The organism is Actinomadura chibensis NBRC 106107, assembly GCF_001552135.1.
Taxonomy (GTDB): Bacteria; Actinomycetota; Actinomycetes; order Streptosporangiales; family Streptosporangiaceae; genus Spirillospora; species Spirillospora chibensis.
The window spans coordinates 1-15,366 of record NZ_BCQP01000002.1 but is presented as its reverse complement, the minus strand read 5'-3'; the positions used below and the strand labels follow the sequence as shown (position 1 = coordinate 15,366).

Annotated in this window: 12 protein-coding genes; 5 read left to right on the top strand and 7 right to left on the bottom strand. The window is 74.1% G+C overall.

Annotated elements, in window-relative coordinates:
* Positions 1-99 precede the first annotated feature (99 nt).
* The 3 genes from ACH01S_RS00910 to ACH01S_RS00900 are packed head-to-tail and all read right to left on the bottom strand — an operon-like array spanning position 100 to position 3,697.
* Complete coding sequence (locus ACH01S_RS00910; RefSeq protein WP_067884111.1) at positions 100-1,299, bottom strand: M50 family metallopeptidase; 1,200 nt, start codon at positions 1,297-1,299, stop codon at positions 100-102.
* 42 nt (positions 1,300-1,341) lie between these two features.
* Positions 1,342-2,571 (bottom strand): 1-deoxy-D-xylulose-5-phosphate reductoisomerase, encoded by a 1,230-nt coding sequence (gene dxr, locus ACH01S_RS00905; protein ID WP_067884471.1) that lies wholly within the window; start codon positions 2,569-2,571, stop codon positions 1,342-1,344.
* 52 nt (positions 2,572-2,623) lie between these two features.
* Entirely contained in the window at positions 2,624-3,697 is a 1,074-nt protein-coding gene (locus ACH01S_RS00900) for a sensor histidine kinase (RefSeq protein ID WP_067884110.1), read from the bottom strand.
* Positions 3,698-3,971: 274 nt separating this feature from the next.
* On the opposite strand from ACH01S_RS00900, the gene ACH01S_RS00895 reads away from it, so the two are divergent.
* A complete protein-coding gene (locus ACH01S_RS00895) occupies positions 3,972-4,373 on the top strand; it encodes a hypothetical protein (protein ID WP_067884107.1) in 402 nt (133 codons plus the stop codon).
* Between the two features lie 66 nt (positions 4,374-4,439).
* Here ACH01S_RS00895 and ACH01S_RS00890 read toward each other — a convergent pair whose 3' ends face one another.
* The 3 genes from ACH01S_RS00890 to ACH01S_RS00880 form a co-directional block, all read right to left on the bottom strand.
* Positions 4,440-5,654: an ABC transporter substrate-binding protein gene (locus tag ACH01S_RS00890; RefSeq protein WP_067884104.1), complete on the bottom strand. Its 1,215-nt coding sequence runs from the start codon at positions 5,652-5,654 to the stop codon at positions 4,440-4,442.
* Positions 5,655-6,886: 1,232 nt separating this feature from the next.
* Complete coding sequence (locus tag ACH01S_RS00885) at positions 6,887-8,392, bottom strand: CoA-acylating methylmalonate-semialdehyde dehydrogenase (RefSeq protein ID WP_067884103.1); 1,506 nt, start codon at positions 8,390-8,392, stop codon at positions 6,887-6,889.
* Positions 8,393-8,445: 53 nt separating this feature from the next.
* A complete protein-coding gene (locus ACH01S_RS00880) occupies positions 8,446-9,753 on the bottom strand; it encodes an aspartate aminotransferase family protein (RefSeq protein WP_067884101.1) in 1,308 nt (435 codons plus the stop codon).
* A 146-nt stretch (positions 9,754-9,899) separates the two neighbouring features.
* On the opposite strand from ACH01S_RS00880, the gene ACH01S_RS00875 reads away from it, so the two are divergent.
* Positions 9,900-11,513: a PucR family transcriptional regulator gene (locus ACH01S_RS00875; RefSeq protein ID WP_067884469.1), complete on the top strand. Its 1,614-nt coding sequence runs from the start codon at positions 9,900-9,902 to the stop codon at positions 11,511-11,513.
* Between the two features lie 30 nt (positions 11,514-11,543).
* Positions 11,544-12,338: an alpha/beta hydrolase gene (locus tag ACH01S_RS00870; RefSeq protein ID WP_067884099.1), complete on the top strand. Its 795-nt coding sequence runs from the start codon at positions 11,544-11,546 to the stop codon at positions 12,336-12,338.
* On the opposite strand, the gene ACH01S_RS00865 is transcribed toward ACH01S_RS00870, so the two are convergent.
* Positions 12,301-13,362, bottom strand: a complete 1,062-nt coding sequence (locus tag ACH01S_RS00865) for an NAD(P)H-dependent amine dehydrogenase family protein (protein WP_067884096.1) — start codon at positions 13,360-13,362, stop codon at positions 12,301-12,303. The two genes, ACH01S_RS00870 and ACH01S_RS00865, sit on opposite strands and share 38 nt — an antisense overlap.
* A gap of 116 nt (positions 13,363-13,478) precedes the next feature.
* On the opposite strand from ACH01S_RS00865, the gene ACH01S_RS00860 reads away from it, so the two are divergent.
* Both ACH01S_RS00860 and ACH01S_RS00855 read left to right on the top strand, forming a co-directional pair.
* Positions 13,479-14,609 (top strand): glutamate--cysteine ligase, encoded by a 1,131-nt coding sequence (locus ACH01S_RS00860; protein ID WP_067884085.1) that lies wholly within the window; start codon positions 13,479-13,481, stop codon positions 14,607-14,609.
* A gap of 22 nt (positions 14,610-14,631) precedes the next feature.
* The gene (locus ACH01S_RS00855) at positions 14,632-15,279 is read left to right on the top strand and encodes a class I SAM-dependent methyltransferase (protein ID WP_148344550.1); all 648 of its coding nucleotides are present in this window, start codon (positions 14,632-14,634) and stop codon (positions 15,277-15,279) included.
* Positions 15,280-15,366: the final 87 nt, after the last annotated feature.

The window sequence follows — 15,366 nt, the reverse complement described above, 5'->3', positions numbered from 1 at the left end:
CAGGGCCCCGTACAAGCCTAAGCGTCGTCCGCGGCCGGGGAGACGGCGCCCCGCGACCGGCCACGTGACCATTCAACTACTCTAGGTCAACATTTTGTGTCATTCCGGTACGTGGAGCGGATTGACGAGATCGGCCAGGATCAGCAGCACCCCGAGGCCCACGAGCAACAGCACCGCGAGATACGTCAAGGGCAGCAGCCTGGTCATGTCGACCGTGCCCGGATCCGGACGCCCGCGGACCCGGTTCACCGCCGCCCGCAGCCGCTCGTATCCGACGACCGCGAGATGGCCGCCGTCCAGCGGCAGCAGGGGCAGCACGTTCAGCGCGCCAAGGAAGATGTTCACCGAGACGACCAGCGACAGATACAGCGCGGCCTTGTCGCGGGCCGACGTGTCGGACGCGAAGATCTGGCCGGACACGTCCGTCGCGCCGACCACGCTGCCGACCTGCCCGCCGGGCGTGCTCTCCCGCTCCGGCGAGAACAGCCGCGGGATCGCGGCCGGCAGGTCCGCCGCGACCTCGCCGATGCCCGCGACGGTGCGGCCGATGCCGCGGCCGGCGAACACGGCGGCGCCGATCGGGCCGGTCCGGTCGTAGCCCGCGCCGACGACCTTCGCGGACATGCCGACGAACGCCGCGCCGTCCACGTCCGCGAGCGTGACGGGCAGCGTCACCGGGCGCGCCACGCCCGGGCGCTGCACGACGACCGGCACCGTCTGCCCCGGCTTCGCCCTGCCGATCTCCTTGGTCAGGTCGTGCCAGTCGGAGACGGGCGTGCCGTTGAAGGACACGACGCGGTCGCCCGCCCGCAGCCCCGCCCGCGCGGCCGGGGACGGCGGGCGCCCCGCCGCGCACTCGGCCCGCAGCCCGGACGGCACGCACCGGGTCACCTCGTCCACGGTGCTCGTCACGGTCCCGGGGTCGCGCACGCCGATCGTCATCGCCATGACCATGAGGAGGAGGAACGCGAACACGAAGTTGGCGACGACGCCCGCCCCGATCACGACCGCGCGGCGCCCCGCGGGCTGCCGGTAGAACGCGCGCGGACGGTCCCGCGGCGCGACCTCCTCCAGCGGCGTGTAGCCCACGATCTTGACGAACCCGCCGAGCGGGATCGCCTTGACGCCGTACTCGGTCTCGCCCCGGCGCGTCGACCACAGCGTCGGGCCGAAGCCGACGAAGTACTGCGTGGCCTTCATCCCGAACCGCTTCGCGGTGAGCAGGTGCCCGCCCTCGTGCAGCATCACCGACACCAGGAGCGCGACGACGAACGCCGCCGCGCCGAGGAAGAAGGCCATCCGGGTCCCCTTGGCGTCGTCCGGAGGCGGGCCCCCGGTGTCTCAGTCGGTTCCGGTCAGTTCCCTGGCCCTGCCGCGGGCCCACCCGTCCGCCGCGAGGACGCCGTCCAGCGTCGGCTCCCCCGCGCGGCCCCCGCCGTCCCCGCGCTCGTGCTCGTCCATCACGCGCGCGATCGTGTCGACGATCCCGAGGAACGGGAGGCGGCCCGCGCGGAACGCGTCCACACATTCCTCGTTCGCGGCGTTGTAAACGGCGGGGAACGTCCGTCCGAGCTCACCGGCCCGGCGGGCGAGCGCCACGGCGGGGAACGCCTCGTCGTCGAGCGGGAACAGCTCCCAGGTGTGCGCTCTCGTCCAGTCGAGGCCGGGCGCGGCGTCCGGGACGCGGTGCGGCCAGTCGACGCCGAGCGCGATCGGCAGCCGCATGTCGGGCGGGCTCGCCTGCGCCAGCGTGGACCCGTCGGTGAACTCCACCATCGAGTGGATCACCGACTGCGGGTGGACCATGACCTCGATCCGGTCCATCGGGACGTCGAAGAGCAGGTGCGCCTCGATGACCTCCAGCCCCTTGTTGACGAGGGTCGCGGAGTTGATCGTGATGACCGGGCCCATGTCCCAGGTGGGGTGGTTCATCGCCTCCTCGGGCGTGACGTCCGCCAGCTCGGCGCGGCTCCGCCCGCGGAACGGTCCGCCGCTCGCGGTGAGGACGAGCCGCCGCACCTCGTCCGGGCGCCCGCCGCGCAGGCACTGCGCGAGCGCCGAGTGCTCGGAGTCGACCGGGACGAGCTGCCCCGGCCGCGCCCGCTCCTTGACCAGCGGCCCGCCGACGATCAGCGACTCCTTGTTGGCGAGCGCGAGCGTGCGGCCCGCGTCCAGCGCGGCGAGCGTGGACGCGAGCCCGAGCGCCCCGGTCACCCCGTTCAGCACGACGTCGCAGGGCCAGGCGGCGGTCTCGGCCACCGCGTCCGGACCCGCGACGATCTTCGGGATGGCGAAGTCGCCGGAGGCGTACCCGCGCCGCTTGGCCTCGGCGTAGAAGGCGAGCTGGAGCTCCTGCGCGGCGGACGCCTTGGCGACGGCGACGACCTCGGGCCGGAACTCCAGCGCCTGCGCGGCGAGCAGGTCGACCCGCCCGCCGCCCGCCGCGAGGCCGGCCACCCGGAACCTGCCGGGGTTGCGGCGGACGACGTCCAGCGCCTGCGTGCCGATCGAGCCGGTGGAGCCGAGGACGACCAGCTCGCGGGCCGCCCCGTCGGGGCTTGAGGGAGACATCACCGGACCATTGTCGGACATCGCCGCGCGCGGGGCGCGCCCCCGCCGCCACTCAGCCGCCCTGATCTTCCCCGGGCCCGGCCGGGGCGAGCGGCAGCCGCAGGACGAGCCGCGCCCCGTGCGCCGCGTCCCCGGCGTACAGGCGCCCGCCGTGCGCGACCGCGACCTCCCGCGCGATCGCGAGGCCGAGGCCGCTGCCGCCGTCCGCGCGGCTGCGCGCGGTGTCGAGCCGGGCGAAGCGCTCGAACACCCGGTCGCGGTCGGCGGGCGGGATGCCGGGGCCGTCGTCGCGCACCTCCACGACCGCCTCACCCGCCTCGGCCCGCACCTCGACGCCGATCGCCGTGGCGGCGTGCCGCTCGGCGTTGGCGAGCAGGTTGAGCAGGACGCGGCAGAGCCGCGCGCGGTTGCCGTCGACGAGCACGCCCGACTCGGCCTTGACCGACAGCGGGACGGGCGGCGCGCGGCGGCGGGTCTCGTCCTCGACGAGCGCGCCGAGGTCGAGGCGCTCGCGGGGCGCCCGCTCCCCGGAGTCCAGCCGGGCGAGGACGAGGAGGTCGTCGACGATCTGGTGCAGCCGGTCCACGTCGCCGAGCGCGCCGCGCAGGGTGTCGACGAGGTCGGCGTCGGCCGGCTCGGCGAGCGCGACCTCGATGCGGGTGCGCAGGCCGGCGAGGGGCGTGCGGATCTCGTGCGAGGCGTCGGTGATGAACGCGCGCCGCTCCAGCGCCTCGTCCTGCAGGCGGCCGAGCAGGCAGTTGACCCGGCCGGCGAGGCGCTCGACCTCGTCCCCGCTGGCCGGCACCGCGACCCGGCGGGCGAGGTCGGCGCCGCGCAGCCGGTCGAGGTCGGCGTCGAGCCGCTCCACCGGCCCGAGCGCCCGGCCGACCGCGCTCCGCACGCCCCAGGCCGCGAGCCCGGCCGCGACGGCGCACAGCAGCGCGGTCACGGTGAGCAGGACGCCGGTGCGGCGGACGTCGGCGAGCAGGTAGAGCGCGCCGGCCGCCACGACCACCGCGCCCGCCAGCGGGGGCGCGGTCGCGGCGAGCGCCCGCGCCGTCGCGCGCGCCCGCGCGGAACCGGACCCGCGCGGCCGGACGCGCGTCCCGGCGTTCCGGACCGACATGCCTCCTTTCTACGCAATATCCGTCAAAGGAACAGCAAAAGACCCGACCGCGGAGCGTATCCGCATGGTCCGCGTATGCCCTGGTCGCCAGGGAGTCCGAGGCACGGAGCCCGCGCGGAGCCCGCGCGCGCGGGCGCGTAGCGCGGACGATCGTGGACGGCCGCCCGACACGTGAGCCTTTGCCGCCCTTTTCACGCACGGTAACAATGGCAACACCCTCACCGCCCTATAAAGGAAGTCACGTGACGTTGACTCCCGCCAAGGGGGAGGGGACATGGGCCAGCCGGACGAGCCGACGGTGGACCCGCGCGGGCTGAGCATGGCCCAGCGCTTCGGGGAGGCGTGCGTCGTCTGCCGCAAGAAGTGGCCCCGGCCGCGCGTGCGCGTCGGCCGGCTGCCGGACTCGACCGGGGTCTTCGCGTGCGACGAGTGCGCGCCCGCCCCGCCGGCGCCCCGCCGCCGCCCGCGGCGGCGGGGGGAGGCGGTCACGAGCGTCGGACGGCCCGCCGGAGAGCGGCCGCCGGCGAGGGCGGCGGCGCCCGCCGGACGGACGGAGGGCGCTGTACCGACCGGCGCCGTGCCGGACACCGGCTGGGCCGAAGCCGCCGCCATGGAGGGCTCTCCAGGGAGAAGGGTGACCCGGGCGTTCGGGGGGAAGTCCGGGACCACCCGATAGGCGCGCCCGGCTGGGGGCGGCCGGGCGCGCCGGAGGGCCCCTCTCCGGACCGCGCGCGTCAGCGCGCTACAGCTTCGTGGACTCGATCCACGTCTTCGTCCACTCGGCGTAGTCGGTGCAGTCGTTCTTCTTGGCCTTGGCGTCGCACGCCTTGGCGGGCGCGTGGGCGAAGATGATCTTCTCCAGGTAGTCGCGGTCGCCGACGTGGTAGGCGGCGCAGAAGCCGGGCTTCAGCCGGTCGCCCGAGCACGCCTGCGGGTTCGCTGGCGCCACCCCGGTCCACTCGGCCACCTGCTGCTGGACGTCGGGCGACGCCGTCCACTGGAGCCACTGGTACATGCAGTTCGGGTGCTGGACGCGGGCGCCGATCATCCAGGCGTCCGTCCAGCCGGTGACGCCCTCGGACGGCAGCACCCCCTGGACGGGACGCGACGCGCGGTTCAGGACGTCCACCTGGTAGGGCCCCGCCTGCCCGAGCACGGCCCGGCCGCCCGCGAACGCGCTGACGGCGTCGGCGGGCCGCTCCCAGTACTCCCCGACATGCGGCCGCTGCCTGCTCAGGACGCGACCGGCCGCGGCGAGCTGCGCGGGCGTCAGCGAGTACGGGTCGCGGATCTTGAGCTTGCGGTCGCGGCCCTTGAGGTAGAGCGCGGCCTCGGCGATGGCGAGCGGGCTGTCGCGCATGACGATCTTGCCGGAGTAGCGGCGGGCCTGGGCGGGGTCGAACAGCGCGGACCAGCCGCTCGGCGGCGGGACGGCCCGCGTGTCGTACATGAGCAGGTTGACGCCCCACACGTACGGGACGCCGTAGGTCTTGCCGTCGCGCCGCAGCAGGCCGCGCAGCCTCGGCTCCAGCTTCTTGTACCCGTCGACGAGGTCGGTGTTGACGGGGGCGACCTGGTGCTCGGCGACGAGGCGCCCGGCGACCTCGGGCGGGGCGGCGACGCCGTCGTACCGGCGGTCGGCGTCGCGCATGAGGTCGGCCATCTCCTCGGGGGTCTTGACGGCCTTCAGCCCGACCTTGCAGCCGGTGCGCTCCTGGAACGGGGTGACCCAGTCGACGCGGGGGTCGGTGCCGCCGCTCTCGATCGAGCCGGGCAGCGCGAGGAGGTTCAGCATGCCCTCGCCGGGCCCGAGGGTGCTCGCGGCCTTGGCGACGCCGACCGGCTCGTCGTCGCCGTCGCCGCCGCCGAGGCCCGCGGCGGCGAGCGCGAGGGCCACCGCGACGGCAGCCGCGACGGCCGCCCCCGCCTTGACCCGTGTCGTGGCCTTGAACCGCATCTCGCTCCCCGATCGGCGCCAAGCGGCAGCGTAGCGCCTCGGCGGGGGCGGAGCGGCGCGGACCCCGCGCGGCCGCGTCCGGCACCCGGCGGACCCGCCATTCTCCTCAGCCCTCGCGACGGCGGACGCGTTTATCACCGGTTATCCGGGATTCGGCCGCCGCCGAGCCGGGAAACGGCCCTCGCCCACCAAAGATCACGACCTGGTCTCGGGGGTTCTCATATCGCGGAGGTAAGGTCGGCCTTTCCTTTCGGCCACCGATTATGCCCGCGAATGCGGGGCGGTTTCCCGGCCGGCCGATTCAGCCGGCCGGGGCGTGAAAAGACCGCCACGGCCCCGGGGGAACGGCGGGTGCTGGCGTCCGCGCCATAACGGAGGTTGCTGGAGAGGGATATGGCGCGGGCTGCCGCCCTTCCCGGGGCCGCGGCGGCACCGGCGGACGTGGCGAGGTTGGGGAACAGCGGATCACCTTGCAGTGCTGCCTGGCCACGCGATCGCCGGCACCCGGCCGAACGGCGACGGTGTGACGCCCTCAAGACGGCGGAGGTTAGAGGGACGTCGCACGTCGGGCCGGGAGTCGCGAGAGTCGCGGGGGTCGCGGGACGGCCGCGGGCGGGCGGGCCGAACCGCGGGTCGTCTCGATGCCGAGTCAGTGACCACCTCGATCCGTGCGATGAGCAGCTGCGGCGTGTCGGCTTCGAGGAAGTCGCCGACGTCACGGTCCTTCGGAGGGAGCGCCCACCAGCGGCCGGTGAACGGGCCGAACCAAATGGTCCAGCCCGGAAATCGCCTTCCGAGCGCGTCCACCTCTGCCCGGTGGTCGACTGCGGTCATAGCGCGGCTCTCCTGCACGTCCCGCCCACCGGCCCCGCGGCTCCGGAGTCGGCGTTTCTGACGGCGGACCCTGACATTTAATTTGGTCTCAATTAATGGAGACAGTCAGATTGTGTCGCCCGGCACAGAGCGCGTCAATGGTTGTTGGCATTATTCGCCCGCCGCCGGCCGACGAAAATCTACGACGAAAGCCGCCCGCGGTGGGAAAGTCCCATGCGGGGCGACCTGCGGGTTCTCACGGTGGGACGGCCGGTATTCACGCCGCGCGACCCCACCTAGCGCTCTTTGGGGGAGTTTGTCGCTATGTGGTGATGTTTAACCGTTATCAAGGCGGACGCGTGTACGGCCGGTCATGACGACCGGCCGTACCCGCGCGTCGCCCGCGCCCGCGATCCGATTCAGCCGCTGGTCGGGAACCCGAGGTTCACTCCCCCGTGGCTCGGGTCGAGCCAACGCGCCGTGACGGCCTTCGTCCGCGTGTAGAAGTGGACGCCCTCCATCCCGTGCGCGTGGCTGTCACCGAAGAGTGAGTCCTTCCAGCCGCCGAAGGAGTAGTAAGCCATCGGGACCGGGATCGGCACGTTGACGCCCACCATCCCGACCTCCACCTCGTTCTGGAAGCGGCGCGCCGCCCCGCCGTCGTTGGTGAAGATCGCGGTGCCGTTGCCGTACGGGTTGGCGGAGATCAGCTCCATGGCCTCCGCGTACGAGCCGGACCGCACGACCGACAGCACCGGGCCGAAGATCTCGTCCTTGTAGGCGTCCATCTCCGGGGTCACGTGGTCGAGGACGCTCGGGCCGAGCCAGAAGCCGTCGCCCGCGCCGCCGAGCACGTCCGGGTCGCGTCCGTCGATCGCGAGCGTGGCGCCCTGGGCGGCGGCGCCGTCCAGGTAGGACGCCACCTTGTCGCGGTGCGCCCGCGTCACCAGCGGGCCCATCTCCGACTCGGCGTTGTCGCCGGGCCCGACCTTGAGCTTCGCGACCCGCTCGCGGATCTTCGCCATCAGCTCGTCCCCGACCGGGTCGACGGCGACGACGACGGAGATCGCCATGCACCGCTCCCCCGCCGAGCCGAACCCGGCGGACACGGCCGCGTCCGCGGCGAGGTCGAGGTCGGCGTCCGGCAGCACCAGCATGTGGTTCTTCGCGCCGCCGAGCGCCTGCACCCGCTTGCCGTTCGCCGCCGCCGTCTCGTAGATGTACCGGGCGATCGGGGTGGAGCCGACGAAGCTGACCGCCTTGACGTCCGGGTGGCGGAGCAGGCCGTCCACCGCCGCCTTGTCGCCGTGGACGACGTTGAACACGCCGTCCGGCAGCCCCGCCTCGGCCCACAGCTCCGCCAGCCGGACCGAGGCCGACGGGTCCTTCTCCGACGGCTTCAGCACGAACGTGTTCCCGCACGCGATCGCCACCGGGAACATCCACATCGGCACCATCGCCGGGAAGTTGAACGGCGTGATCCCGGCCGCGACCCCGACCGGCTGGAGGATCGAGTAGGCGTCCACCCGCGTCGACACGTTCTCCGAGAACCCGCCCTTGAGCAGGTGCGGGATGCCGCAGGCGAACTCCACGACCTCAAGGCCGCGGGCCACCTCGCCCGCCGCGTCCGAGACGACCTTGCCGTGCTCGGACGAGATCAGCCGCGCCAGCTCGTCCCGGTGCGCCTCCACCAGCTCGCGGAACCGGAACAGGATCCGCGCCCGCTTGGACAGCGACGTGTCCCGCCAGCCGGGGAACGCGGCCTTCGCGGCGGCGACGGCGGCGTCCACGTCCTCCTGGGCGGCGAAGTCGACCGTCCCCGCGACGCGGCCGGACGCGGGCTCGTAGACGTCGCCCCGCCGCGCCGCCTCCCCGTCCCACGGCTTCCCGCCGATCCAGTGGGTGACGTGCTTGCTCTCACTCATGCTTCCGCTTCCTCCTTGTGGGGGGACGTCCCCCACACCCCCAGTTCGCTCCGTCAAGAAGTGGCCTGCTCGTTGACCGCCTCAAGCGAGGCGATCAGGATGCCGAGGCCCTCGGCGGCCTCGGCTTCGGTCAGGGTCATCGGCGGCGCCATCCGCACCACGTTGCCGTACAGGCCGCCCTTGCCGACCAGCAGGCCCCGCTCGCGGGCCGCCTCCATCAGCGCGGCGGCGAGCGGCGGGCTCGGCTCGCCGGTGCCCGGGTCGGCCAGCTCGATAGCGAACATCAGGCCCTTGCCCCGGACGTCCTTGACCACCGGGAACCGCCCGGCCGCCGCCGCCAGCCCGCCGATGATCGTCGCCCCCTGCTTCGCGGCGTTCGCCTGGAGGTCGTGGTCGAGGACGTAGTCGAGCGTCGCGTTGGCCGCGGCCATCGAGATCGGGTTGCCGCCGAACGTGGAGAGCCCGATCGCGTGCAGGCCGTCCATGAGGTCGCCGCGGGCGACGACGCCGCCGACCGCGAAGCCGTTCCCGAGGCCCTTGGCGAAGGTCATCATGTCCGGCGTCACGCCGTGGTTGTCGATGCCCCAGAAGCCCTGGCCCGTCCGTCCCCAGCCGGTCTGGACCTCGTCGGAGATGAACAGGATGCCGAACTCGTCCAGGACGCTCTTGTACGCGGCGAACAGGCCGTCCGGCGCCATCGTGAACCCGCCGACGCCCTGGATCGGCTCGGCGATCAGCGCGGCGACGTCCCCGCCGGTCGCGGTCGCGAGCACGTGCCGCAGGTCCTGCACGCAGGCGTCGACGTACTGCTCGTCGGTCATCCCGGCGAACTGCGGGAGGTGCCGGTCGGCGCCGTGCAGGAAGTGGGCGTTCAGCGGCGAGTACGACAGGTTCGTCCACGCCCGGTTGCCCGTGACGCCGACCGCGCCGAACGACCGGCCGTGGTAGCTCTGCCGCATCGCGAGGACCTGGTCGCTGCGCCGCGCGTACGCGGCGAGGAGCAGGGCCGTCTCGTTGGCCTCGGTCCCGGAGTTCGTGAAGAACACCTTCGCGTCCGGGATGCCCGACAGGCGGGCGATCTTCTCGGCCAGCTCGACCTGCCCGCGCAGCAGGTACGCCGTCGACGTGTGGACGACGCCGGTGGCGAGCTGCCGCTCCACCGCCTCCCGCACCTCGGGCACGTCGTACCCGAGCATGTTGGTCAGGATGCCGGTGAAGAAGTCGAGGTAGCCCTTCCCCTCGGCGTCGGTCACGCGGTTGCCCTTGCCGCCGACGATCTCGATGGGGTCCTGGTAGTTGAGCGCCATCCAGGACGGCATGACCGCCCGGTGGCGCCGGAGCAGATTCGCGTGTTCCGACATGTCTCAAGTCTTGTTCTTCCCGGACGCTGCGGAAACCCGCAGAGTGTCAGGACCCCGGGCGTCCCGTTAACGCTCTGCTGGCGCCCGACAGGGGGTGACCGCCCGATCAGCGCCGTTGACGCCTTGTCCGGATATCATCCCAGGTGATGCTGCCCACCCTCGACGACGTCCTCCAGCTCGACGCGGTACGCCGCGGCCAGCCGCACGTCGTCGCGGGCGCCGACCGGACGGCCAACCGCGTCCGCTGGGTGCACGTCGCCGAGGTCACCGACATCGCCCACCTGCTGCACGGCGGCGAGCTGGTCCTCACCACCGGCATAGCCCTGCCGGACGAGCCGGACCGGCTGCGCGCCTACATCACCGAGCTGGCCGAGGTCGGGGTCAGCGGCCTGATGATCGAGCTGGGCCGGCGGTACGCCAGCGTCCTGCCGCCCGCGCTGATCGCGGCCGCCGAGGACCACCGGCTCCCGGTGATCGTCCTCGCGCACGAGCCCGCGTTCGTCGACATCACCGAGTCGGTGCACGCGCGGATCGTCCAGGACCAGTTCGCCGAGCTGCGCGCGTCCGAGCGGCTGCACGAGATCTTCACCCAGCTCTCGGTGGAGGGCGCGTCCACGGACGAGGTCGTCCGGCAGGTCGCCACGCTCGGCGGGCGTCCCGTCGTGCTGGAGAACCTCGCCCACCAGGTGCTCGCCGCCGACGCGGCGGGCGCCGACCCCGCCGAGCTGCTGTCGGCGTGGGAGACGCGGTCGCGGGCCGTCCGGCCGGGCCGCCGCACCGGGTTCGACGCGACGTCCGGCTGGCTCGTGACCATGGTCGGCGCGCGCGGCGAGGACTGGGGGCGCCTGATCATCGACCTCGGCGCGCCGCCGTCCGCCCGCGAGACCGTGCTGATCGAGCGGGCCGCGACCACGCTCGCGCTCGGCCGGCTGCTCGACCGGCACGCCGAGAGCGTCGAGCGGCAGGCGCACGGGACGATCATCGCCCGCATCCTCGCGCACGCCTACTCCGACCCGCAGGAGGCCGCCGCGCGGGCCCGCGCGCTCGGCGTCCCGCTGTCCGGCCGCAGGCTGCTCGGCGTGGTGCTGCGGCACCGCGGCCCGGGCACCCCGCCGCCGGTCGGGGAGCTGTCCGCGCTCGCCGAGACGGCCGCCGCCGCCTGCAAGGACGCCCGGCTCGCCGCCCTCGTCGGCGTGCTGGACGAGGGCGGCCCGCACGCCCGCGTCGGCGTCCTCGCCTCGCTGCCCGCCCGCGCCGACGTGGAGACGGCGCTCGGCGCGGTCGCGACGCGGATCCGCGAGCAGTCCGGCGAGACGGTCATGGCGGCGGGCTCGGTCGTGGAGACGATCCGGGACGTGCGCCGCTCGTTCCTGGAGGCCGAGCAGGTCGCCGACGTCGCCGCCCGCGGGTCCGGCGGGCGGCTCTTCTACCGGCTGCCCGACCTGCGGCTGCGCGGCCTGCTGCACCTGCTGCGCGACGACGCCCGCGTGCAGACGTTCGTCGAGCGCGAGCTCGGCCCGCTTCTGGAGTACGACGCCCAGCGCGGCAGCGACCTGACCCGCATCCTGGAGCTCTACCTCGAATCGGGGCGCAACAAGGCGGTCGCCGCGCAGCAGGCGCACCTGTCGCGGCCGGCGTTCTACGAGCGGCTGCGGCGCATCGAACGCGTCCTTGACGCCGACCTCGACGACGTGGAGTCGTGCGTCTCGTTCCACGTCGCCCTCCTGGCGCTCAGCTCGGTGCGCTGGGAACGCTCCTGAGGGAGAGGGCAGGTCGTTACGCTTCACTCCATGACGGACGCGGCATTGTTTGTGCATCGGTATGGGGATTCGGCGGGAGCGCCGGTCGTCCTGCTGCACGGGGTCACGGGACACGGGGCGCGGTGGCGGCGGACGGCCGAGGGGCACCTCGCGGACCGCCGCGTCATCGCGCCCGACCTGCGCGGCCACGGCCGGTCGCCGTACGAGCCGCCGTGGACCGTCGACCGGCACGTCGCGGACGTCCTCGCCATGCTGGACGTGGAGGGCGTCGAGCGGGCGGACGTCGTCGGCCACTCCTTCGGCGGGATGATCGCCCTGCACCTGGCGCGGACGGCCCCCGAGCGGGTGCGGCGGCTCGTCCTGCTCGACCCGGCGATCGGGCTCGACCCGGCGTTCGCGGCGCGGGAGGCGCGCGGGTTCCTCGTCCCGGTGTCGTTCGCGGACGCCGCCGAGGCGCGGGCGTTCCGCGCGGCCCGCTGGCCGAAGGCGTCCCCCGGCCTCCTGGACGAGGAGGTCGAGGCCCACCTCGAACCCACCCCGGACGGGCGGCTGCGCTGGCGCTTCGAGCCCGCCGCGATCGTGGGCGCGTACTCGGAGATGGCCCGGCCGCACGTGCCGCCGCCGGTGGAGGTCCCCACCCACCTGGTGATCGCGACGCAGGCCGACCTGGTGCGCCCGGAGTTCGTCGTGGACTGCCGCGCCACGCTCGGCCCGGGCCTCACGATCAGCGAGATCGAGTCGGGGCACATGCTCTACGTCGACCGGCTCGCCGAGACCGGGAGGCTGCTCAGCTCCTGGCTGGACGGACCAGTCGACGCCCGGTGACCGCGGGCAGGGTCAGCGGCGTGTGCAGGCCCGGCGCCGCGTCCGCGACCGCGGGGAGGGCGTTGACCAGGCGCGACGCGGTGGCGAGCGGGTCCGGGACGGCGGCGCCGGGGTGGCCGAGGTCCAGCCGCCAGGGCGGCTCGCCCGCGATCTCTATCCGGTGGCCGCCGGGCTCGCCGAACGGCGGCGCGGGCCAGTGCGGGGCGATGTCCTCGCGCAGCCGGGCGACGTGCTCGACGGTGATCACGGGACGTCCGCGGCACAGCCCCGACACCCGGAACCGGACGCCCGCGACCGTCCCCTTCTCGATCCGCCCGGCGGGGCCGTCGAACGCCTCGGGCGCCGGGCAGAGCTCGTGGTCCTCGGCGAGCTCGTCCAGCGGGACGGCGAGCTGATCGGCGATCAGCCGGACGACCGGCCCCCAGGTCAGCCCCGGGACGCCCGGCCGCAGCGCGGGCGGCCGGTGCCCGATCGGCCCGCCGAAGCCGAGGTCGCGCGGCGCCGGGGCGCCGTGACGGCCGTGGCAGGCGATCTCGGTGATCGTGACGGCCCCGACCCGCCGGGACGCGCCGCTGAGCAGCAGCGGGAGCATGTCGGCCACGGGCCCCGGCGCGGGGGCGAGGAAGGCCGAGCCGCCGGTCGCGCAGGCCGCGCGGAGCCGCCGGACGAGCGCCCGGTCGGCGGACGGCGGGTGCGCGAGCGGGGGCAGCGCCGCCGACACCACGCCCGCGCCGGACGCCAGGACGCGGCACAGGTCGTCGGCCACCCGTCCGGGACGGCGCGGATCGGCGGCCGCGGTGTGGCAGACCGCGTGCGGGCGGCGGGCGAGCAGGGCGGCCGGGTCCGCGGTGGCGAGCACGCCCGTGGGGCGGCCGGTCCCGGCCAGGACGGCGGCGTCCAGCCCGGCCTCGCGCGGGCCGTCGACGACGACGCCCGCGAGTTCGAGGTCCGGGTGCTCGATGATGGCGCGCAGCGCCCGCCTGCCGAGACGTCCGGCGGACCAGTGCCCAACGAGGTACGACATATCACCACTTTCCGACCAAGCGTTAGGTCAAGCGCACGCATTGTAAGCAGGGCGTTCTCCCCACGAGGACCCTCCCGGGGGACGTAGACCCGTGCACCAGAGGGCACAACCATCTGGTGGCACATCACACGCATTGCCGGACATTCGGGGTGGAGGAGGAGCTTCTCCTCGTCGATCCGGACACCGGCGTCCCGCAGGCGGTGTCGGGGTCGGTGATCCGGTACGCCCAGCGGCACGACGAGCTGTTCCTCACCGGGGGGCGGCGGTCGAGGACGCTGGAGACGGAGCTGCAGCGCGAGCAGTTGGAGACGGCCACCCCGGTCTGCGTGTCCCCGGCCGAGCTGTCGGAGCACGTCCGGTCGGCGCGGCTGGCGGCGGCGCAGTCGGCGGCGGGCGTCGGGGTGGCGGTCGCGGCGCTCGCGACGTCGCCGGTCGCCGTCCGGCCGTCGCTCACCCCGTCGCAGCGCTACGCGCGGATGGCGGACGCCTACGGGCCCGCGATGGACGAGAAGCTCACCTGCGGCTGCCACGTCCACGTCGGGGTCGAGTCGCCGGACGAGGGCGTCGCCGTCCTGGACCGGATCCGGCCGTGGCTGCCCCCGCTGCTCGCCCTCAGCGCCAACTCGCCGTTCTGGCAGGGCGCGGACACCGGCTACGACAGCTGGCGGCACCAGGTCTGGGGGCGCTGGCCGTCCAGCGGCCCGACCGAGCTGTTCGGCTCCGCCCGGGCGTACCGGGCCACGGTCGAGAGCCTGCTCGCCACCGGCGCGATCCTCGACGAGGGCATGATCTACTTCGACGCGCGGCTGTCCCGGCGGTACCCGACGGTGGAGATCCGCGTCCCGGACGTGTGCCTGGAAGCCGACGACGCCGTGCTGATGGCGGCGCTCGTCCGCGCCCTGGTCGACACGGCGGCCGCGGCCTGGCGCGACGGCGAGCCGCCGGACCCGGTCCGCGCCGACCTGATGCGCCTCGCGATGTGGCGGGCCGGACGCTCCGGGCTGCGCGACGACCTCGTCCACCCGGCGACCCGCCGCGCCGCGCCCGCCCGCGAGGTCGTCGCCGCCCTCCTCGACCACACCGCCCCCGCCCTGGACCGGGCGGGCGACCTGGAAACCGTGGGGACCCTCCTGCGCAACGTCCTAGACCGGGGCAACGGCGCCCGCATCCAACGCGCCGCCTACGCGGCCACCGGCGACCTGACAGCCGTGGTGGCCACCGCCGCCGACCACACCGTGGCCGCCTGACCCACGCTGACAGAATCCCCCCATGCCCCTGGACGACACCACTCTGGAACGCTCGCCCGTGGTGGCCAACTGCGAGATGAACCGCGGGCGAACTCTTTCCGCCTATGCGCGCGAACTGGGCATCGCGCCCCTCGCGGAGACCGGCTCCGGCCGCTGGCTGGACCTCTGCTGCGGATCCGCCCGCGCCCTGACCGAGGCGGCCCTCGCCCTGCCCCCCGGCGCGGAGATCGTGGGCGTGGACCTGGTGGACCACTTCGTCCCCGGCCCGCACCCGGCCGCCCTCCACCTGATCACCGCCTCGGCGACCGCCTGGGCCCCGAAAACCCGTTTCGACCTGATCACCTGCGTCCACGGCCTGCACTACATAGGCGACAAGCTGGGCGTCCTGACCAAGGCGGCGAACTGGCTAACCGAAAACGGCCTCCTAATAGCGAACTTCGACACACAAAGCATCCGCCACCCCGACGGCACCCCGGCCGGACGCCGCCTGACAAGGGCCCTCCGCCAGGCAGGCTTCACCTACACCCCAAGAACCCACCGAATCTCCCGCCGAGGCCGAAAAGAGATCACCCTCCCCTACACCTACATAGGCGCCGACGACCAAGCAGGCCCCAACTACACAGGCCAACCAGCGGTGAACAGCCTCTACACCCCCCTGGAGGGAACCTGAGCCGGGGTCACGGGTCGTGCGGCCGGAGGGCGGCCACGCCCTCCGGCCGCACGACCCGCGGAGCGAGGGGCCGTTTCCCGGGCCGCG